General features: G+C 61.8%; 20 protein-coding genes. 16 read left to right on the top strand and 4 right to left on the bottom strand.

Features of this window, described 5'->3' with window-relative positions; translation table 11 throughout:
• Positions 1–44: 44 nt before the first annotated feature.
• From FJQ89_RS11035 to FJQ89_RS10975, 13 genes are all read left to right on the top strand, one after another.
• Positions 45–713 (top strand): YfgM family protein, encoded by a 669-nt coding sequence (locus FJQ89_RS11035; RefSeq protein WP_141170203.1) that lies wholly within the window; start codon positions 45–47, stop codon positions 711–713.
• An 84-nt stretch (positions 714–797) separates the two neighbouring features.
• Complete coding sequence (bamB, locus tag FJQ89_RS11030) at positions 798–1,943, top strand: outer membrane protein assembly factor BamB (RefSeq protein WP_141170202.1); 1,146 nt, start codon at positions 798–800, stop codon at positions 1,941–1,943.
• Between the two features lie 4 nt (positions 1,944–1,947).
• On the top strand, positions 1,948–3,294 hold the full coding sequence (der, locus tag FJQ89_RS11025) for a ribosome biogenesis GTPase Der (RefSeq protein ID WP_034752028.1): 1,347 nt from the start codon (positions 1,948–1,950) through the stop codon (positions 3,292–3,294).
• Positions 3,295–3,534: 240 nt separating this feature from the next.
• Positions 3,535–3,771 carry an RNA chaperone Hfq gene (gene hfq, locus FJQ89_RS11020; protein ID WP_008450615.1) on the top strand — a complete coding sequence of 79 codons (237 nt, stop codon included), beginning with the start codon at positions 3,535–3,537 and terminating at the stop codon, positions 3,769–3,771.
• A gap of 114 nt (positions 3,772–3,885) precedes the next feature.
• Positions 3,886–5,109 carry a GTPase HflX gene (gene hflX, locus FJQ89_RS11015; RefSeq protein ID WP_141170201.1) on the top strand — a complete coding sequence of 408 codons (1,224 nt, stop codon included), beginning with the start codon at positions 3,886–3,888 and terminating at the stop codon, positions 5,107–5,109.
• 2 nt (positions 5,110–5,111) lie between these two features.
• Positions 5,112–6,404, top strand: a complete 1,293-nt coding sequence (gene hflK / locus FJQ89_RS11010; RefSeq protein WP_141170200.1) for an FtsH protease activity modulator HflK — start codon at positions 5,112–5,114, stop codon at positions 6,402–6,404.
• A complete protein-coding gene (gene hflC, locus FJQ89_RS11005; protein WP_141170199.1) occupies positions 6,404–7,291 on the top strand; it encodes a protease modulator HflC in 888 nt (295 codons plus the stop codon). The genes hflK and hflC overlap by 1 nt, the downstream gene beginning before the upstream one ends.
• A 272-nt stretch (positions 7,292–7,563) precedes the next feature.
• Entirely contained in the window at positions 7,564–8,724 is a 1,161-nt protein-coding gene (locus tag FJQ89_RS11000) for an ATP phosphoribosyltransferase regulatory subunit (protein ID WP_141170198.1), read from the top strand.
• A 3-nt stretch (positions 8,725–8,727) separates the two neighbouring features.
• Complete coding sequence (locus FJQ89_RS10995; protein ID WP_096236844.1) at positions 8,728–10,041, top strand: adenylosuccinate synthase; 1,314 nt, start codon at positions 8,728–8,730, stop codon at positions 10,039–10,041.
• A gap of 66 nt (positions 10,042–10,107) precedes the next feature.
• Positions 10,108–10,653, top strand: a complete 546-nt coding sequence (locus FJQ89_RS10990; protein WP_034752020.1) for a phosphoribosyltransferase — start codon at positions 10,108–10,110, stop codon at positions 10,651–10,653.
• A 67-nt stretch (positions 10,654–10,720) separates the two neighbouring features.
• Positions 10,721–11,230, top strand: coding sequence for a GNAT family N-acetyltransferase (locus tag FJQ89_RS10985; protein ID WP_071076286.1), 510 nt, complete (start codon positions 10,721–10,723; stop codon positions 11,228–11,230).
• Positions 11,227–12,153, top strand: coding sequence for a WD40 repeat domain-containing protein (locus tag FJQ89_RS10980; protein WP_141170197.1), 927 nt, complete (start codon positions 11,227–11,229; stop codon positions 12,151–12,153). Before FJQ89_RS10985 ends, FJQ89_RS10980 begins: the two co-directional genes overlap by 4 nt.
• The gene (locus FJQ89_RS10975) at positions 12,150–12,455 is read left to right on the top strand and encodes an NIPSNAP family protein (RefSeq protein WP_034752016.1); all 306 of its coding nucleotides are present in this window, start codon (positions 12,150–12,152) and stop codon (positions 12,453–12,455) included. Before FJQ89_RS10980 ends, FJQ89_RS10975 begins: the two co-directional genes overlap by 4 nt.
• Before the next feature lie 30 nt (positions 12,456–12,485).
• On the opposite strand, the gene FJQ89_RS10970 is transcribed toward FJQ89_RS10975, so the two are convergent.
• Complete coding sequence (locus tag FJQ89_RS10970) at positions 12,486–13,235, bottom strand: hypothetical protein (RefSeq protein ID WP_141170196.1); 750 nt, start codon at positions 13,233–13,235, stop codon at positions 12,486–12,488.
• Between the two features lie 116 nt (positions 13,236–13,351).
• Positions 13,352–14,413 (bottom strand): AI-2E family transporter, encoded by a 1,062-nt coding sequence (locus FJQ89_RS10965; protein WP_141170195.1) that lies wholly within the window; start codon positions 14,411–14,413, stop codon positions 13,352–13,354.
• Between the two features lie 208 nt (positions 14,414–14,621).
• On the opposite strand from FJQ89_RS10965, the gene FJQ89_RS10960 reads away from it, so the two are divergent.
• Positions 14,622–15,248 carry a flavin reductase family protein gene (locus FJQ89_RS10960; protein WP_141170194.1) on the top strand — a complete coding sequence of 209 codons (627 nt, stop codon included), beginning with the start codon at positions 14,622–14,624 and terminating at the stop codon, positions 15,246–15,248.
• Between the two features lie 146 nt (positions 15,249–15,394).
• Complete coding sequence (locus FJQ89_RS10955) at positions 15,395–16,726, top strand: IS4 family transposase (RefSeq protein WP_141172643.1); 1,332 nt, start codon at positions 15,395–15,397, stop codon at positions 16,724–16,726.
• Positions 16,727–16,898: 172 nt separating this feature from the next.
• Here the strand turns inward: FJQ89_RS10955 and FJQ89_RS10950 are convergent, their stop codons facing one another.
• Complete coding sequence (locus FJQ89_RS10950) at positions 16,899–17,741, bottom strand: helix-turn-helix domain-containing protein (RefSeq protein WP_243136515.1); 843 nt, start codon at positions 17,739–17,741, stop codon at positions 16,899–16,901.
• A gap of 56 nt (positions 17,742–17,797) precedes the next feature.
• On the opposite strand from FJQ89_RS10950, the gene FJQ89_RS10945 reads away from it, so the two are divergent.
• On the top strand, positions 17,798–18,298 hold the full coding sequence (locus FJQ89_RS10945) for a DUF3224 domain-containing protein (RefSeq protein ID WP_243136514.1): 501 nt from the start codon (positions 17,798–17,800) through the stop codon (positions 18,296–18,298).
• Between the two features lie 96 nt (positions 18,299–18,394).
• Here the strand turns inward: FJQ89_RS10945 and uvrB are convergent, their stop codons facing one another.
• Positions 18,395–20,482 carry an excinuclease ABC subunit UvrB gene (gene uvrB, locus FJQ89_RS10940; protein WP_141170193.1) on the bottom strand — a complete coding sequence of 696 codons (2,088 nt, stop codon included), beginning with the start codon at positions 20,480–20,482 and terminating at the stop codon, positions 18,395–18,397.
• Between the last annotated feature and the right edge of the window lie 91 nt (positions 20,483–20,573).

Raw genomic sequence — 20,573 nt, 5'->3', positions numbered from 1 at the left:
GACCGTACTACCCTCGATCAACTACTCATTAAAACTGACGACACATGGCATACGATCACGAAGAACAAGAACAACTGGCAACCCTGAAGGCCTGGTGGCAGCGCAATGGCAATCTGACCTCCTGGGTCCTGATCGTGGCGCTGGCAGGCTATAGCGGCTGGGCTGGCTGGCAGTACTACCAGCGCACGCAGGCTGCGCAAGCGGGCCAGCTGTACGACGAACTGCAAAACGCCATCGCCGCCAAGGACACGGCCAAGGTGATGCGCGCGGCCGGCGACATGCAGTCGCGCTTCAGCGGCACGGCATATGCGCAGATGAGCGCCCTGGCCGCGGCCAAGGTGGCGTTCGACGCGAATGACCTGAAAACGGCCAAGACCCAGCTGCAATGGGTAGCCGAGCATGGCACGGAAGAGTACAAGGTCATCGCCAAGCTGCGCCTGGCCGGTGTCTTGCTGGACGAAAAAGCCTACGATGAAGCGTTGAAAGTGCTGGCGACGGCTTCCGTGGCGCAATTTGCCGGTGCCGTGGCCGACCGCAAGGGCGACATCCTGGTGGCGCAAAACAAGCTGGCCGATGCACGCACGGCCTACCTGGCCGCGATAGCCGCGACGGACAAGAACAATCCAGGCCGTCAACTGATCCAGGTCAAACTGGAAGCGATTGGCGGTACGGTACCGGAAGACAAGGCCAAGGCTGACAAGGCCGCCGCCTGACAGGAACACTGATGGTTTTGCTGCGCGGCGTACCCGCCGCCTGCCTTGCCCTTACAAGTACAAGAAAAAGGTTGGATAACACTTATGCGTGTCACTGAAAAGCTGGTAGCTGCAAGTCTGTTGGCCCTGATGGCAGGTTGCTCGTCCTGGAACCCGTTCGCCTCGAAAGACCCGAAAGTCGAACCGGCCAAGCTGGTCGAGTTAAAATCGAGCATTGCCGTGCGCGACGCCTGGAAGTATTCGATCGGCAAGGCCGGCGTGTACGCGTTTACGCCTGCGCTGGCCGGCAACAGCCTGTACGTGGTCAATGCCGATGGCGCGCTGGCGCGCCTGGATGCGGCCAGCGGCCGTGAAACCTGGCGCGTCAAGGCCGGCAGCGACATCACGTCGAGCGCCGGTAGCGATGGCAGCGTGGTGGCCGTGGGCGCCGCCAAGGGCGCCGTGCTGGCGTTTGACGCCGATGGCAAGCAGTTGTGGAAGGCACAGGCGTCCAGCGAAGTATTGACGGCACCCGTCGTGGGGCAGGGCGTGGTCGTGGTGCGCAGCGTGGATAACCGCATCGTCGGCTTCGATGCCAAGACGGGCGAGCGCAAGTGGACGGTGCAGCGCGCCACGCCGGCACTGACCCTGCGCAATGCGCCGGGCATGGTGCTGGGCGGCGCGAATGTCTACGTGGCCCAGCCGGGCGGCAAGCTGCTGGCACTGACGGCGGCCACCGGTGTGGTACGCTGGGAGATCGTCGTCAGCGAACCGCGCGGCGCTACCGAACTGGAGCGCGTCTCCGACATCGCCGGCACGCCGGTGGTGTTCGAGGGTGAAGTGTGCGCCGTCACGTATCAGGGCAAGGCGGGCTGTTTCGATGCCGCTACGGGCGTGCCGCGCTGGACCAAGCCGATCTCGTCCGATGTGGGCGTGGCCGTCGACCAGCGTTTCGTGTTTGCCGCCGACGCCCAGGGCGCCGTGGTGGCGTTCAGCCGCGAAGGCGGCCAGAGCGCCTGGAAGAATGAGGCGCTGGCGCGCCGCCGCCTGTCGACGCCGGCCTCTTTCGGCCGCAGCGTCGCCGTCGGTGACTATCAAGGTTATATCCACTTCCTGTCACGGGAAGATGGCGCATTAATAGGTCGTGTCAGCACCGATGGAAGCCCGATTGTTTCGGCTCCCGTTGTTGCCGGTTCGAATTTGATTTTTCAAACCCAATCAGGGACAGTGACCGCTCTCGCGGTCGAGTAATACAATGAAGCCGGTAATTGCACTAGTAGGTCGACCCAATGTTGGGAAATCGACTTTATTCAATCGTCTGACCCGCTCGCGCGATGCGCTGGTGGCGGATTTGCCTGGGTTGACGCGCGATCGTCACTATGGCGAAGGCCGTGTCGGCGAACGTCCCTTCCTGGTCATCGATACGGGTGGTTTCGAACCCGTCGCCAAGGAAGGCATCATGCACCAGATGGCACTGCAGACCAAGCAGGCCGTGGCCGAGGCCGATGTGGTGGTGTTCATCGTGGACGGCCGTCAAGGCCTGACCCCGCATGACAAGACCATCGTTGACTTCCTGCGCAAGAGCGGTCGCCCGGTCTTGCTGGTGGTGAACAAAAGCGAAGGCATGCGCTATACGGCCGTCGTGTCCGAATTCTATGAATTGGGCATGGGCGATCCGTATGCGATTTCGTCGGCGCACGGCGACGGTGTCAACGACCTCGTCGAAGTGATGCTGGACCTGGCGTTCGCGCAGCGTCCGGATGAGCCTGAAGAGCTGGAAAAGACCGATCGCGGCATCAAGATCGCCCTCGTCGGCCGTCCGAACGTGGGCAAGTCGACCTTGATCAACACGCTGCTGGGCGAAGAGCGCGTGATCGCCTTCGACATGCCGGGCACGACGCGCGACTCGATCGAAATCCCGTTCGAGCGCGATGGCCAGCAATACACGCTGATCGACACGGCCGGTATCCGCCGCCGCGGCAAGGTGTTTGAAGCGATCGAGAAATTCTCGGTGGTGAAAACCCTGCAATCGATTTCCGAAGCCAACGTGGTCGTGCTGATGCTCGACGCGCAGCAGGATATTTCCGAACAAGACGCGCATATCGCCGGCTTCATCCTGGAATCGGGCCGCGCGCTGGTGGTGGCCGTGAATAAATGGGATGGCTTGCAATCGCACGAACGCGACGAGATCAAGATCGATATCGACCGCAAGCTCGATTTCCTGTCGTTCGCGCAGATGCATTTCATTTCGGCGCTGAAGGGCACCAACATCGGTCCATTGATGAAGTCGCTCAACGCCGCGTATGCAGCCGCCATGTGCGACCTGTCGACGCCGAAGCTGACGCGCGCCCTGATCGAGGCCGTGGAGAAGCAGGAGCCGCGCCGCAAGGGCTCGATCCGTCCGAAGCTGCGCTACGCCCACCAGGGCGGCATGAACCCGCCGGTGATCGTGATTCACGGCAATGCGCTCGACGCCGTCGGCGATCCGTACAAACGCTATCTGGAAAAACATTTCCGCGATACGTTTGCGCTGGTCGGCACGCCGCTGCGCATCGAATTGCGTACGGGTAAAAACCCGTTTGCACGCACGCCGAGCAAGTAATGAGTTCATCGCTGGATTAAGTGCATATTAAGGCGCCGCAGAGATAATGCGGCGCCGACAACCATTAATGGCTGTTTGCACGGAAATAATAAAGTGTTAATGCGCCATGCGCGACAGCGATCGCGAAAACAGGTTACAGTAGCTATGACGCATCTTTCTTTCTTTGAAAGGTGTGAGAGCACTTGAAATCAAGCGAGTCGCCTCCAATTCTTACACAACAACATAAACAACGGAGCTGTTATGAGCAACAAAGGGCAACTGTTACAAGACCCATTCCTCAATGCATTACGCAAAGAGCATGTTCCTGTCTCGATCTACCTGGTCAATGGCATTAAATTGCAGGGCCATATCGAATCGTTCGATCAATATGTCGTATTGCTGCGCAATACGGTGACACAGATGGTGTACAAGCATGCCATCTCGACAGTGGTGCCGGCCCGTGCCGTCAATCTCAATATTGAATCTGAAGCGGAGTAAAGCGTTGAGCTTGAAGGCCCAGCGCCTTTCACCCTCCATCGCCTCCGTCCGCGCCAGCGGCGCTGATGCGTTTGCATCGGCGTCGGCGTCCGCCGCAACTTGTCTGATGCCATCATGCGCGCCGTACTAGTCGGGGTTGACTTCGGTCACAGCGACTTCGACGCCAGCATGGAAGAACTCATGCTGTTGTCGCGTTCGGCTGGCGCGGACCCGATTTCCACCATTACCGCCAAGCGTTCCAGTCCCGATTCCGCGTATTTCGTCGGCAGCGGCAAGGCCGATGAAATTGGCGACGTCGTCGTCAACGATGGCCTGGAAATCGTCATCTTCAATCACGCCCTCTCACCTGCCCAGCAGCGCAATCTGGAAAAGCGCCTGAATGTGCGGGTGCTCGACCGTACCAGCCTGATCCTCGATATCTTTGCGCAGCGCGCCAAGAGCCACGAGGGCAAGCTGCAAGTCGAGCTGGCCCAGCTGCAGCATCTGGCCACGCGCCTGATCCGCGGCTGGACCCACCTTGAGCGGCAAAAGGGCGGTATCGGCTTGCGCGGTCCCGGCGAGACGCAGCTCGAGACCGACCGCCGGCTGATCGGCGACCGTGTCAAGGCCTTGCGCGCCCGCCTGGAAAAGCTGCACAAGCAGCGCGAAACGCAGCGCCGCGCACGCGGCCGCAATCACACATTCTCGGTGTCCCTGGTCGGCTATACCAATGCCGGCAAGTCGACCCTGTTCAATGCCGTGACCAAGGCCGGCGTGTATGTTGCCGACCAGTTGTTCGCCACCCTCGACACCACCTCGCGCCGGGTTTACCTGGGCCAGGAAGTGGGCAACGTGGTGATCTCCGACACGGTCGGCTTCGTGCGCGAATTGCCGCATCAATTGGTGGCCGCTTTCCGCGCCACGCTCGAAGAAACCATCCATGCCGATTTGCTGCTGCATGTCGTCGACGCTGCGTCGCCGGTACGCATGGAGCAGATCGAGCAGGTCAATCTGGTCTTGAAAGAGATCGGCGCCGATCACATTCCGCAAATCCTCGTGTGGAACAAGATCGACGCGGCCGGGCTGGAGCCTTCGGTGGAGCGCGACGAATATGCTACGATCAGTCGCGTGTTCGTGAGTGCGCAGAAGGGCAGCGGGCTCGACCTGCTGCGCGATGCGATTGTCGAGATGGCCAGGAAGGCGCCTGGTTCGGCGCACCTGTATCAGAACGACGCAGCACCGCAGGAAGATCAGTTGGACGGTCAGTACGACCAGCACGATGGCGCCGCCCCGGACCAGGACGAAGAGCCTGGCGAGGACGATAGGATTTCCACCCACTCCCAAGTCGGAACACGATAGTTATGCTTGTCTCCCTACTCAAAAAAACAGGCTTGAAGTTGTCCCTGAACGATCCCCGCTGGGGCAATCGCAAGGACGACGGCAAGAAAGCCCAAGAAGGCAAAAAACCCGGCGAAGGTCCGCCGGACCTCGATCAGTTGTGGCGCGATTTCAATCAGCGCCTGAACGCCTTTTTCGGACAGAAGAACCGTCCCGACAACGGCGGCAATAACAACGGTGGCGGCAGCGGCCCGCGTCCCGACATGAAGGGTGCGGGCATCACCGCCGGCGTGGTCGGCGTGATCGCCGTCTTCATCTGGCTCGCCAGCGGCGCCTTCATCGTGCAAGAGGGCCAGAGCGGCGTGGTGCTGACGTTTGGCCAATACACGCGCACGGCGCCGGCCGGTCTCAACTGGCGCTGGCCGTATCCGTTCCAGACCGATGAAACCGTCAACGTGTCGCAGGTGCGCACGGTGGAAGTGGGTTACCGCCAGTCGCTGCGCAACAAGCAGGCCAGCGAGTCGCTGATGCTGACGGACGATGAAAACATCATCGACATCCAGTTCGCGGTGCAGTACACGCTGAAAGATCCCGTGGAATGGCTGTTCAGCCTGCGCGACCAGGAAGACACCTTGCGCCAAGTCGCCGAGACGGCGATCCGCGAAGTGGTCGGCCGCAGCAAGATGGACTTCGTGCTGTATGAAGGCCGCGAAAAAGTGGCATTCGACACGCAGAAATTGATGCAGCAAATTCTTGAAGGTTACAAGGCTGGCGTGTTGATCAACAACGTGACGATGCAGGCCGTGCAGCCGCCAGAGCAGGTGCAAGCCGCTTTCGACGATGCCGTCAAGGCAGGCCAGGACCGTGAGCGCCAGAAGAATGAAGGCCAGGCCTACGCCAACGACGTCATTCCAAAAGCACGCGGCGCAGCATTCCGCCTGGTGCAGGAAGCCGAGGCCTACCGGGCCATGGTGACCGAGAACTCCGAAGGTAATGCCTCGCGCTTCAAGCAGGTGCTGGTTGAGTACCAGAAGGCGCCGGCCGTCACGCGCGACCGCATGTACCTGGAAACGATGCAGCAAGTGTTCAGCAGTGCCAGCAAGGTCATGGTTGATGCCAAGACGGGCAGCAATCTGCTGTATCTGCCGCTCGACAAGTTGATCGCCCAGACGGCTGCCACCGATGCTGCCGCTGCTGCCGCCCGTGCTGCCGCGACACCCGCAGCCAACACCGTTTTACCACAGGAAGCCATGCCGACAGTAGAAGTCAATCAGCGCCGCGACAGCCGCTCTTCGCGTGAACGGGAGAGCCGCTAATGAACCGTATCGTTGCCGCCCTGATCGCGGGCTTTATCGCGATCATGCTCCTTTCCTCGACCGTGTTTGTCGTCGATCAGCGTAAATACGCTATCGTCTTCGCCCTCGGTGAAGTCAAGGACGTGATCAGCGAACCTGGCTTGTACTTCAAGCTGCCGCCGCCGTTCCAGAACGTTATCTACCTGGACAAGCGCATCCTGACGCTCGACACGCCGGAGCCGGAGCGCTTCATCACGGCCGAGAAGAAGAACATCCTCGTTGACGCGTATGTGAAGTGGCGCATCGTCAATCCGAAGACCTATTTCCGCAGCTTCGGCGGCGATGAAAGCCGCGCCCGCAACCGCATGTCGCAAATCGTCAAGGCCGCCCTGAACGATGAAATCACCAAGCGCACCGTGCGCGAAGTGATCTCGGGCGAGCGTGGCAAGGTGATGCAGGCGATCAAAGCCAAGGTGGCGGCCGAGGCCGAGGCTATCGGCGTGGGCATCGTCGATGTGCGCCTGAAACGCGTCGATTACGTCGAGCAGATCAACAACTCCGTGTACGAGCGCATGAAGTCCGAGCGCGTGCGCGTGGCCAATGAGCTGCGTTCCACCGGTTCGGCCGACTCCGAGAAAATCCGCGCCGACGCCGACAAGCAGCGCACGGTGATCCTGGCCGAAGCGTATCGCGAAGCCGAGAAGATCCGCGGCGAGGGCGATGCCAAGGCGTCGCAGGTGTATGCGGAAGCGTTTGGCAAGAATCCGGAGTTCTACAAGTTTTACCGTAGCCTGGAAGCCTATCGCGCCACGTTCAAGGACAAGGGCGACGTGATGGTGGTCGATCCGAGTTCGGAATTCTTCAAGTACTTCAAGGGTAACGGCACGGCCGCTCCATCCAAGAAGTAAGGCAGCATCGAGACTGCGCCTGGCCGCAAGGACGGGTGGCAGCAGCAGCGGGGCCGGCGTCAATGCCGGCCCCGTTTTTTTTGCTGCGCCCAGGCTGTTGCGGGAAGGCGTAAAATGCGGTGTTTTTAGGGCTGTGTGGCAGCTATTCGGAGAACTTGTCCCTAAAGGCCCGTGTTTTCGCGTAAAATATCAGGTTCGGCCTCTTGCCTGGCGCGCTCGCCGCTGCCTCGCATGATGCATTTTTTCAACTTTCTTCCGTATCTCGCTCCCTCATGCCGAATTGGCTTTTGCCCGAAAATATTGCCGATGTTCTGCCGTCGGAAGCGCGCAAGATCGAAGAGCTGCGCCGCCTCATGCTGGATAATTTCCGTCTGTACGGATATGAACTGGTGATGCCGCCGCTGCTCGAGTATCTGGAATCGCTGATGACCGGCGCTGGCAAGGATACCGACCTGCGCACCTTTAAACTGGTCGACCAGCTGTCGGGCCGCATGCTCGGCCTGCGTGCCGACATGACGACGCAAGTGGCGCGCATCGACGCGCACCTGCTGAACCGTGCCACCGTGACCCGCCTGTGCTACGCCGGCAGCGTGCTGCATACCCGTCCGTCGGGTCTGCATGCCACCCGCGAACCGCTGCAGATCGGCGCCGAAATCTATGGCCACGCCGGCCTGGAAGCCGATGCCGAGATCCAGGAACTGGCGCTCGCTTCGCTGGCACTGGCCGGTTTCGACGCGGTCCGCCTGGATTTGTCGCACGTCGGTCTGTTGCGCGCTATCATTGCGCAAGACGCCGCTGCCGTGCGCGACGAGGCTGCGCTGTACACCTTGCTGCGTGCGAAAGATGCGCCGGGCCTGCGTGCGCTGACTGCCGCCTACGATCCCGTCACGCGCGATGCTTTGCTGGCCTTGCCGAACCTGTACGGCGACATCGACGTGCTGGCGCGTGCGCGCGAAGTGCTGCCGCCGCTGCCGGGCGTGCTGAAGGCGCTGGCCGAGCTGGCCGCGCTGGCAGGATCTGCGCTGGGTCGCGCGGAAGTGGCGATCGACCTGGCCGACCTGCGCGGCTACCAATATGAAAGCGGCGCGATGTTTGCGCTGTATGTACCTGGCTTGCCGAACGCGGTTGCGCGCGGCGGCCGTTATGACCACGTCGGCGAAGCGTTCGGCCGGGCTCGTCCCGCGACCGGCTTCTCGCTCGATTTGCGCGAACTGGCGCGCCTGTTGCCGACCGCGGAACGGAAGCATTCGATCCGCGCGCCGTGGGGCAGCGCGCCAGAATTGAAGGAAAAAATCGCCGAGTTGCGCAAGGCGGGCGAGGTCGTGATCCAGAGTATGCCGGGTCACAGTAATGAACAAGACGAGTTCGAGTGCGATCGCGTGCTGGTACTTGCCGATAATGGTAGTAGCTGGATTCTTAAAAACTTAGGTTGAGTGATGTCAAAGAAAATTATGGCAAAGAACGTCGTTGTCATCGGCACCCAATGGGGCGATGAGGGTAAAGGCAAGATCGTCGATTGGTTGACCGATCACGCCCAAGGTGTGGTGCGCTTTCAGGGCGGCCACAATGCAGGCCACACGCTGGTCATCGGCGGCGTGAAAACCGCGCTGCAACTGATCCCTTCGGGCATCATGCGTCCAGGCGTCGCCTGCTACATCGGTAACGGCGTGGTCGTTTCCGTGCCGGACGTGCTGCGCGAAATCGACAAGCTCGAAGCTGTCGGCGTCGAAGTCGCCTCGCGCCTGAAAGTGTCGGACGCGGCGCCCGTGATTCTGCCGTACCACACCGCGATCGACCTGGCGCGTGAAGTCAAGCGTGGCGATGCGAAGATCGGCACCACCGGCAAGGGCATCGGCCCGGCCTATGAAGACAAAGTGGCGCGCCGCGCGATCCGTATCGCCGATCTGCTGAACGAGAAGCGCTTCGCTGAAAAGCTGGCCGAAAACCTCGATTACCACAACTTCGTGCTGGAAAACTACCTGAAGGCGCCGAAAGTCGACTATCAGAAGACCCTCGACGACGCGCTGGCCTATGTGCCGCGCCTGCGTCCGATGGTCACCGACGTGTCGAGCGCGCTGTACAAGGCGCACAAGGCCGGCGCGAACCTGCTGTTCGAAGGCGCGCAGGGCTCCCTGCTTGACGTCGACCACGGCACCTACCCGTTCGTCACCTCGTCGAACTGCGTGGCCGGCAATGCCGCCGCCGGTTCGGGCGTAGGTCCAGGCATGCTGCACTACATCATGGGCATCACGAAGGCTTACACGACGCGCGTCGGTTCCGGTCCGTTCCCTTCGGAACTGCCAACGGATGCAGGCGTGGGCCACCACCTGGCGCAAGTCGGCCATGAATTCGGTACCGTGACGGGCCGTGCCCGCCGCTGCGGCTGGTTTGACGCCGCCTTGCTGCGCCGCTCCGTGCAGATCAATGGTGTGACGGGCATGTGCCTGACCAAACTGGACGTACTGGACGGTATCGAAACGCTGAAACTGTGCACCGGCTACACCATCGACGGCGTGGCCACGGACATCTTCCCATCGGGCGCTGAAGAAGCAGCACGTTGCGTACCGGTGTACGAAGAAATGCCAGGCTGGACGGAAAGCACGGTCGGCGCGAAATCGCTGGCGGCCCTGCCGGCGACGGCGCGCGCTTACATCAAGCGCATCGAAGAACTGGTCGGCGTACCGGTGGACATGGTTTCGACCGGTCCCGATCGTGAAGAAACGATCGTGCTGCGCCACCCATTCGAGTAAGCTGCTGGACACAATCCGCCGCAAGGCGGATTTTTTTAATCACGCTAAGAATAAGATTTCACTATCATGACTACCCCACAATCGAACGATCAACATCTCTGGGTCAACTGGGAAGAGTACCACCGCCTGATCGAGCGCCTGGCGCTCAAGGTCTACGAATCGGGCTGGAAATTTGACCAGGTACTGTGCCTGGCGCGCGGCGGCGTGCGTCCCGGCGACGTGTTCTCGCGCATTTTTGATTTGCCGCTGGCCATCCTGTCGACCAGCTCCTACCGTGAAGACGCAGGCACCGTGCGCGGCGATCTCGATATCGCCAAGTACATGACCATGACCAAGGGCCCGCTGGCCGGCCGCATCCTGCTGGTCGACGACCTGGCCGATTCGGGCGTCACGCTGGACAAGGTCACGCGTCACCTGAAGGAAAACTTCCCTGACGTGACCGAAGTCAAATCGGCCGTGATCTGGCTGAAAGGCTGCTCCGTCGTGCGTCCTGACTACTTCCTCGACGAACTGCCGCACAACCCGTGGATCCATCAGCCGTTCGAAGACTATGACGGCCTGCGTCCGCACCAGCTGGCGGCGTGGATCAAGAAGGGCGAAGCAGGCAAGTAATTGCGTGCGCTCTTGCAAAAAAAAGACGATCATGTATCGTCTTTTTTTTCGTCTGAAGGAGTCTGGCATGACCATTTTGCACACGGCGCGGCTGCGCCTCGAACCCGTCACCGAGCAGCATTACGACGCCATGCATGCCATGAACTCGGATACCGAAGTGATGACCTACCTGAATGCGGGCCAGCCGGAGACGGAAGAGCACACGCGCGCCGCCGTTGCCCGCATCATGGGCCGCTGGGCCGAGTGGGGCTATTCGTGGTGGGCCTTGATGCGTACCGAAGATGAGGTGCTGGTGGGGCTGGCCTGCTTGCAGCATATCGGCGGCGACAAGGCCAAGCCGCATGAAATCGGCTGGCGCCTGGCGCGCTCTGGCTGGGGCAAGGGCTATGCCAGCGAAGCGGCGCAAGCGATCGTCGCGCATGCCTTCGACGTCGTCGGCGCGCCCGAAGTGGTGGCCGTGGCGCACCCGGACAATGCCGCCTCGATCAAGGTCATGACGCGCCTGGGCATGCAATACGTGGGCATGGAACGCCACTACGACCTCGACAGCGTGGTGTACCGCCTGGCGCGCCCATGACGGCAGGGTCGAAGCCCCTGAAGCTGGGCTGCAGCTACGGTGTACGGTTTTCGCCCGATGGCACGCGCCTGGCCGTGCTGGGCCGCGACCTGGTCCTGTGGGACGTGGCGGCGCGAACCAAGCTGTGGCGCGGAAAATTCATCGCGCACATGTCGGACATGGCCTTCTCGCCCGATGGCAGCCGGCTGGCTATCAAGAGCACGACGGGCCAGATCGCCGTGGTGGATGCGCAGGCGGGCCAGTTGCTGCTGAACTTGCAGAACAAGAAGGATGGCGAAGGCTGCGGTCCCGCATGGTCGCCGTGCAGCCGGTATCTGGCCGACGGCGGCTGGGATGGCCGTCTGCGGATGCGCGACGCGCAAACGGGCGAGACGCTTTTCACGCAGGAGCATCCGGGCGAGATGCTGCGGGGAGTCTACGCCATCGATGGCGGGCGGCGTTTGCTGCTCCAGCACGGCGTCAAATTGGTGGACGAGGGGCAGGTGCAGCCGCTTGACTACTGCAGTGTGTGGGACTGGCCCTTGCAAGACGGCGGCGGGCGCGTGGTGCTGTCGCTGCCAGGCCTGATGTCGTGCGCGCCGTCGCCGGACGGGGAGTCTCTGGCCGTGCTGCACCACGCCGGCGGTGCGCAGTATCTGTCCGTGTACGCGCTGGCCGACGGCAGTTGTCTGGCCAAGGTGCCCGTGGAGGCGGGCGGCGGTACGGGCAACGCCTTGCGCTGGCTGCCCGACGGCAGCGCGCTGGGACGCATCGGCAAGGGCAAGCTGCTGTTTTATGGCTGGCCCGGTCTCGGCGTGCTGGCGCAGGAAGATTTTATCTACCCCTGCGCGCTGGACTTCTTGCCTGCTTCGCCACTGGCCGCCATCGGCTCGTGGGAAGCTGGCATGCTGATGGAGTTGAACCTTCACAAGGAAACCGCATGATCACCTGTTATTTGCGCTACATCATCGACCCGTATAAATTGCGGGAATTCGAAGCCTACGGCAAGCTGTGGATACCGCTGGTCGAACGTTTCGGCGGCCAGCACCACGGCTACTTTTTGCCGTCCGAAGGCGCCAGCAACGTCGCGCTGGCCATGTTCTCGTTTCCCAGCCTGGCCCTGTATGAACAGTACCGCAGCGACTCGATGCAGGACGCCGAGTGCCAGGCCGCCTTCCGCTACGCGGAGGAGACGCGCTGCATCGTCAGCTACGAGCGCAGTTTTTTCCGCCCTGTGTTTGCCTGAAACGGCGCGCTTTTCCGCTATCGAGCGCTATTAAAACCGGATGGGACAAGGTGCCGCGGTCCCTTCGCCAAAACCGGCGTAGCCGGATCGCGCGCTGAGGTTGAGCGTCATGTTGCCTTTGTCCGGCAAATAGATGCAGTATTCACCGGTCGCCGTAATGACGCGGTAGATGCGCTTGGGATCGTTTGGTGCGCTCCACAGTTCGATACGCGCCGCTTCGAACCACTTCGGCTTGACCGCTGCATGCGCTTGCGCGAAGCCTTTCGCCAGGCGCGTGTGCGCCGTCTCGGGTGGCGCCACGAACTCCTGCGGATGCTCTGCGCGCAACTGGCGGTCGATGGCGCCGGCTGCCTGCAGCGCCTGTTGCGCCAGGGGGAGGGGGGCGGCCTTGGGTGCGGCAGGCACCGGTTCTGCCGGCAGGACATCGTCTTGCGGCTGGTCCTGCAGCGGTGCCGTCGCCTCCTTCGGTGGCGACACGCTTGCCACGCTCGATGGAAGGGCTGGCGGACGTGCCGGCGCCGGATTGGGCTCGGCGGGTGGAATGAACCCTCTTGTTGGCGGCAGTGGCGGCATCAGCTGCAGCCAGACCCGGTCATCGTGCTCGATTCTGGTGTGTGCGGGCCGCGTGGCCGCCCAGAACAGCGCCAGGTGCAGCAGGATAATCGCGGCGATGTACGGGCCATGGGCACGCTGGCCGAGAGAAAAATCATGCTCCTGTCGTGCAAGGTCAATGCGCATCGGTGTCGCGCCCACGGTGGTGAAGGTGGCATCAGTATGCAAATTCGCAACAGCGCTGTAAACAGGTTTCGGGCAGAACGCGGATTGTGCTCCCCAGGGTACTGAAAAACGCGCCTGCGCGATGATGTTCTCAAGCCGTCACTCCAGGCCGCCACGCCCTAATCTTCGGCCTGGAATTCGCTGGCCGAGACGAACAGATCCCACGAAGCGATGAACAGGGCTGCCACCACGGGGCCGATGACGAAGCCGTTCAGGCCAAACAGGGCCATGCCACCCACGGTCGACAGCAGCACCACGTAGTCGGGCATCTTGGTGTCCTTGCCGACCAGGATGGGACGCAGCACGTTGTCGACCAGGCCGATGACGAAGACGCCGAAAGCGGCCAGGCCTGCGCCTTGCCAGATGGCGCCCGTGGCCAGGAAGTAGACGGCCACGGGCGCCCAGACGAGGGCGGCGCCGACGGCTGGCAGCAGTGACAGGAAAGCCATCAGCACTGCCCACAGCAGGGGTGCGGGCACGTCGAGGAACCAGAACGCCAGGCCGCCGAGGGCGCCCTGGGCGATCGCCACGAGGATGTTGCCCTTCACGGTGGCGCGGATCACCGTGGTGAAATTGGTGAACAGGCGCTGCTTGTACTTGCGGCTCAGCGGTACGGCGCCCTTGATGCGGGCCGACAGGGTGGAGCCATCGCGCATGAGGAAAAACAGCAGGTACAGCATGATGCACAGGCTGGTGAGGAATTCGAAGGTGTACAGGCCAACATTGATGGCTTTCACCGCCACCACCTGGCTCACCTGCTTGGCGCCCTCGGCCAGCTTGTCCTGCAGGCTGGCCAGGCTGCTCAGGTGGAAGCGTTCGAGCAAATTGATCGACCATTGCGGCAGTACCGCCATGATTTTATTGAAGAACATGCCGACCGTGATTTCGCCCGAACGTACCATCGCCACGACGCTGGCCGCCTGGTTCACCAGCGACACGGAAATGAGCGACAGCGGCAGGATCACGATGACGACGATGAGCAGCAAGGTCAGCAGCGACGCCAGGCCGGCGCGGCCCCTGGTTTTCCGCAGCAGCCAGCGGTACACGGGCGCGAACAGGATCGCCAGGACGACGCCCCAGAAGATGGCGCCCGCATACGGCGCCAGTATCCAGCCGAAGCCGATGGTGACGATGCTCAAGAGGAGCAAGAATACTTTCTGGTGCAGCGTGAGGGTATGCATGGGCGGTAGCGCAATGATAAGGGTTGAGTTGTCTCATCATAAGCGAGGCCGCGTGCCGCGTGCCATACAATTGTCGCGCTGGTAGTCTGTGCGCGGGCACGCCTGGCGCCGGCGCGCCGGCAGCGCGGTGGCGGCTATTCCAGTAAGCTGTCGTTCCAGGCATTCCATCCCCGGGTGCCTTTGACTTCTTTTGACTTCAGGAACGCGCGTGCTTGATCCCATACACTTTTATGAACCTGCGCAGGGCCACGGCCTGCCGCATGATCCCTTCAACGCCATCGTGGGGCCGCGTCCCATCGGCTGGATCGCCACGCGCAGCAGCGCAGGCGTGCTCAATCTGGCGCCCTACAGTTTTTTCAATGCGTTCAATTACACGCCGCCGCTGATCGGTTTTTCCAGCATCGGCCGCAAGGATACCTTGCGCAATATCGAGCAGACGGGTGAATTCGTGTGGAACCTGGCGACGCGGCCGCTGGCCGAGGCGATGAACATCAGTTGCGCGCCGGCGCCGCCCGAGGTCGACGAATTCGCGCTCGCCGGCCTGACGCCGGCTGCCTCGCGCATTGTCAAGGTGCCGCGCGTGGCCGAGAGTCCCGTGTCCTTCGAATGCCGGCGCACGCAGATCATCGAGCTGCAAGGATTGAATGGGGACGGCGTCGGCAGCTGGCTGGTACTGGGGGAAGTGGTGGGCGTGCATATCGCGCGCCATCTGCTCGTGGAAGGTGTGTACGACACCGCCGCAGCTGCTCCTGTCTTGCGCGGCGGCGGCCCGGCCGATTATTTTGAAATCGGTCCGGACAGCTTGTTTCACATGCGACGGCCAGTCTGGCCTTAGAGCCACCCCTTTAAAGGTGCGTCGTCACAGATGAGATAAAACCTGCACTCTTTGTAGCAAACATCATCTAACTGGGACAGGAGGAAACTGCCATGATGATGAATGCTGTGGTATCGCACTGCGCAAAAATCAGCCCGCTGACTGTAATGGCAAGGCTGGCGCTGCAACGTGCCCTCGATCCTGCTTGGGTCGATGCACTTTTCGAGCGCGAACGTGGCGCCCAGTACCAGAGGGAGCTACTGTTCTCGACGACAGTCGAACTGATGTCCGTGGTCGCAGTTGGGCTGCGGCCATCGCTTCACGCTGCAGCGCAGGCTTACCCTGATTTGCCTGTTTCGGTGCAAGCTTTATATGACAAGGTCAAGCGTACCGAGCCGAACCTGGTACGGGCGCTGGTCACCGGCAGCGTCGAGCGCCTTGGAGATGTGATCACGCCATTTTTGCAGGGGAATGCACCGCTGGTTCCGGGTTACCGCACCCGAATCGTGGACGGTAACCATTTGCCTGCAAGCGAAAAGCGGTTGAAGCCTTTACGCGCCTTTCGCGGCGCCGCAATGCCTGGCCAGTCCCTTGTGGTGTATGACCCTGATTCGGGCCTGGTCGTCGATATGGAGCCTTGCGAAGATGCACACTCGCAGGAACGCGCCGTGATGCCGCCGTTACTGGAGCGTTCGCATCCGGGCGACCTGTGGATTGCTGATCGCAACTTCAGCACGCGCATGATCCTGTCCGAATGGGATCGCCGTGGGTGTGCCTTCATCGTGCGTGAGCACGGTCGTACGCCCAATCCGGCACCGCTCGACGAGCTGACATATCGAGGGAGAATCGCGACCGGCGCCGTCTTTGAACAGTGCGTTGCCATCCCTGGAGCTACAGGACAGAAGGTAGCATCACGTCGCATTGAACTGCAACTTTACAAGCCCACTGACGATGGCGAAATGATTCTCCGATTACTGACGAATCTACCAAAAGAGCATTTCAGCGCACGCGCCATTGCTCGCCTATACAGCAAGCGCTGGCGGATCGAGACAATGTTCCAGCGGCTCGAATCGGTCTTGCACAGTGAAGTCAAGACTCTCGGACACCCGCGCGCAGCCTTGTTCGCGTTCGGTATCGCGATCCTGGCCTATAACGTGCTGACTGTCTTGCAGTGCGCGGTAAGCGCCGCGCACGACCTAGTTGCCAGCGGCATTGAGCTATCGCCGTTTTATGTGGCCGTGGAGGTGCGAGCGCACTATGCCGGCATGGTGATGGCTGTGCCAACCAAAGCATGGCAGCGTTACGACGCCATGTGTGCATCAGAGCTGAGCAAATTACTGCTTCAGATTGCCGCTTACGCCAAACCAAAAACGCTGCGCAAACACCCTCGCGGCCCGAAAAAAACAGTGAAAAAAGGCTACGTGGCCGGCGCTGTTGCGCGACGCCACGTATCAACGGCACGGGTATTAAAAGACGGGGCTGTCAATGTACACCTTTAAAGGGGTGGGCCTTAGAGCCTATCCCAGTAGATGAATACATCCCCTGCTGGCGCCCCTCAGAAGCGGGGACTGCGTTGATCGTCGTTGCGTGGCTCGCCACGCGTCCTCCTCACGCCTTGTCCGCGCTCCTGATGCGCTGCCAGCAGAAGACGCTCCCTACTGGGATAGGCTCTTAGGCGACTGTCGCCAGCTGCGAGCGGCGATAGTCGAACGGCGTGCTGCCCACCAGTTCCGCAAAACTGCGGCTGAAATGGGCCTGGTCAAAAAAGCCCAGTGCATGCGCCAGGCTGGCCAGGTCGGGCGCATCGGGCTGCGCCAGGCGCCAGATCGCCTCCTGCAGGCGGTAGCGTTGGATCACCCATTTCGGCGGCACGCCCACGTAGTTGGCAAACAGGCGCTGCAGCTTGCGCTCGCCGATGGCCATGTTTTCGCACAGTTGTGCCACGCTTGCCGGGCCGTTGTGGGCTGCCGCCGCTGCGGTCAGCCTGGCGGCCAGCAGGGCGGCGTCATCGACCTGCGGCAGCCTTGCCAGCAGCAGTGCCTGTACCTGCGCCACCATGGCCAGATCGTCGGACTCGCCTAACACCCGCGCCTCGGCCTGCGCTGCCGGCATGCCCAGCAGCGCATTGGCCGCGATGGTCGTGTCGGTGAAGGTCGACAGTGGTTGCGTGATGAGCGGGCGCAGGCCGCCCGGCGCGAAACGCACGCCCAATACTTTGCCCGCACCGCTCAACGGCCGGTCAAAGGCGCCGCGCACCACGCCATGAATGGCGGTGCGCCCAAGGTCGAAGACCAGGTGGGCGTTCGGGTAGGGCAGCACGCGCTGCGTCTCCGGCGCGCAGCCTCGCCTGTCCCATTCCACCACCCAGAAGTAGTCGACAAACGGCGCCAGCGCGGCAGCCGGTGGATAGGTTGCCAGGCGTATGCGGCGCGCCGCCGCCTGCGGGTCGACGATGCCTTTTGGCGCCTGGCCGCGCGCGGCGAGCAGATTTATCGTGCTGTCGGTTTTATCCAATATTTGTCTCCTGCGCGGCCTTAGGATGGTTCTCTCGCATCGATGGAAAGGGAATCATGAAATCACACAGTCTGGCTGGCCTGCTGCTGGCCGCATGTTGTCTATCGGTGGCGCCAGCCGGCGTCGCCTCGTCTGCATCTACAGAAGGAGATCATCGCATGCACGCGCACGCTACGGGAAGTTTTAGCATCAGCATGACGCCGGCCACGGCGCCGCAACGCGCGGGGCGCACGAGCTTGGGAAGGGTGCTGCTTGAGAAGGTGTATGCGGGCGACCTGGTCGCCACGGCCAAGGGCGAAATGCTCAATGCCGTGACCGACACCCAAGGCGCGGCTGGCTATGTCGCGATGGAAGCCATCACGGGCGTGCTGGAGGGCAGGGAGGGCAGCTTCGTGGCGCAGCATGCGGGCACGATGGCCGACGGCAGACAGCAGCTGACTATCGTCATCGTGCCGCATTCCGGCACGGGGCAACTGACGGGGATCAGCGGCACGCTGGCCATCCGCATTGAAAACGGCCAGCATTTCTACGACATCGATTACTCGCTGCCGGAGTAGCGGCAAGGCCGCGTAATCCGACACCACCACCAGCGCCAACAATGTTGTCGGATTACGGCCCGCAGGGCCTAATCCGACCTACGCATGGCATGGTATTCATTTGCCCAGTATCGACGCCACATTGTCCGTGCCCGGTGCGCCGAACAGCTGCTGCTTGAGGATGTGCAGCTGGTCGCGCACCTGCGCCGCCTTTTCGAACTCCAGGTTCTTGGCGTGGTCGAGCATCAGTTTTTCCAGGCGCTTGATTTCCTTGCTGACCTGTTTTTCGCTCATGGCTTCGAACTTCGCCGCTTCCTGCGCCACTTGCAGGTTGTCGCGCGCTTCCTGCGGGCTGTAGACGCCGTCGATCATTTCGCGGATCGATTTTTTCACGCCGATCGGGATGATGTTGTTGGCCGTATTGAAGGCGATCTGCTTGGCGCGGCGGCGTTCCGTCTCGTCGATGGCGCGGCGCATGGAGTCAGTGATGCGGTCGCCGTACAGGATCGCCGTACCGTTCAGGTTACGCGCGGCGCGCCCGATGGTCTGGATCAGGCTGCGCTCGGAGCGCAAGAAGCCTTCCTTGTCCGCGTCGAGGATGGCGACCAGCGACACTTCCGGCAAGTCCAGGCCCTCGCGCAGCAGGTTGATCCCCACCAGCACGTCGAAGGTGCCCAGGCGCAGGTCGCGCAGGATTTCCACGCGCTCCACCGTTTCGATATCGCTGTGCAGGTAGCGCACCTTGATGCCGTGATCGCCCAGGTATTCCGTCAATTGTTCCGACATGCGCTTGGTGAGCGTGGTGACCAGCACGCGCTCGTCCTTCTTGATGCGCTCGACGATTTCCGACATCAGGTCGTCCACCTGCGTGCTGGCGGGGCGCACGATGATCTGCGGGTCGACCAGGCCCGTGGGGCGGACCACCTGTTCGACCACCTGGTCGGAATGGTTTTTTTCGTAGTCGCCCGGCGTGGCCGAGACGAACACCGTCTGGCGCATCTTCTGTTCGAATTCCTCGAATTTCAAGGGCCGGTTGTCCAGCGCCGACGGCAGGCGGAAGCCGTAATCGACCAGGTTCGTCTTGCGCGAGCGGTCACCGTTGTACATGGCGCTCAATTGGCCCGTCAGCACGTGCGACTCGTCGAGGAACATCAGCGCGTCGGGCGGCAGATAGTCGACCAGGGTGGGCGGCGGTTCGCCCGGCAGCGCGCCGGACAGGTGGCGCGAGTAGTTCTCGATGCCCTTGGTGAAACCGATTTCGGCCATCATTTCCAGGTCGAAGCGCGTGCGCTGTTCCAGCCGCTGCTCTTCGATCAGTTTATTTTCCTTGCGGAAGAACTCGAGGCGTTCGCGCAGCTCGTCCTTGATGGTTTCCACGGCGCGCAGCACGGTGGAGCGGGGCGTCACATAGTGCGAACCCGGGTACACGGTGAAGCGGGGGATTTTTTGCCGTACTCTGCCCGTCAGCGGGTCGAACAGCTGGATCGATTCGATCTCGTCGTCGAACATTTCCAGGCGCACGGCCAGTTCCGCATGCTCGGCGGGGAAGATGTCGATGGTATCGCCGCGCACGCGGAAGGTGCCGCGGCCGAAATCGACCTCGTTGCGCGTGTACTGCATCTGGATCAGGCGCGCGATGACGTCGCGCTGGCTGACTCTGTCTTTTACGCGCAACGTCAGGATCATCTGGTGGTATTCGTTGGGGTTACCGATACCGTAGATGGCCGAGACGGTGGCGACGATGATGACGTCGCGCCGCTCCATCAGCGACTTGGTGCACGACAGGCGCATCTGCTCGATATGCTCGTTGATCGACGAGTCCTTTTCGATGAACAGGTCGCGCTGCGGCACGTAGGCTTCGGGCTGGTAGTAATCGTAGTAACTGACGAAGTATTCGACCGCATTTTGCGGGAAAAAGTCGCGGAACTCGCTGTACAGCTGCGCCGCCAGCGTCTTGTTGGGGGCGAAGACGATGGCGGGCCGGCCCATGCGCGCGATGACGTTGGCCATGGTGTAGGTCTTGCCGGAACCGGTCACGCCCAGCAGGGTCTGGAAGGCCAGTCCGTCGGCGATCCCCTCGGATAACTGGGCGATCGCCGCCGGCTGATCGCCGGCCGGAGAGAAGGGCTGGTGCAGCTTGAAGGGGGAATCCGGGAAAGAGATAATTGCGCTTTCCGCCTCGCTGGCGGTAGATAATTCGGGCATGTGAATCAGACCTTTGTTAGAATAGTGCTCTGCTGGCGGCCCTGGCGTTGTATTTTGGGGCGCTGTCTACAACTCCGCTGTGAACCTGCTT

Source organism: Janthinobacterium tructae (genome assembly GCF_006517255.1).
GTDB classification, from domain to species: Bacteria; Pseudomonadota; Gammaproteobacteria; order Burkholderiales; family Burkholderiaceae_D; genus Janthinobacterium; species Janthinobacterium tructae.
The sequence above is the reverse complement of the archived record's forward strand: the minus strand, read 5'-3'. Positions and strand labels throughout refer to the sequence as shown.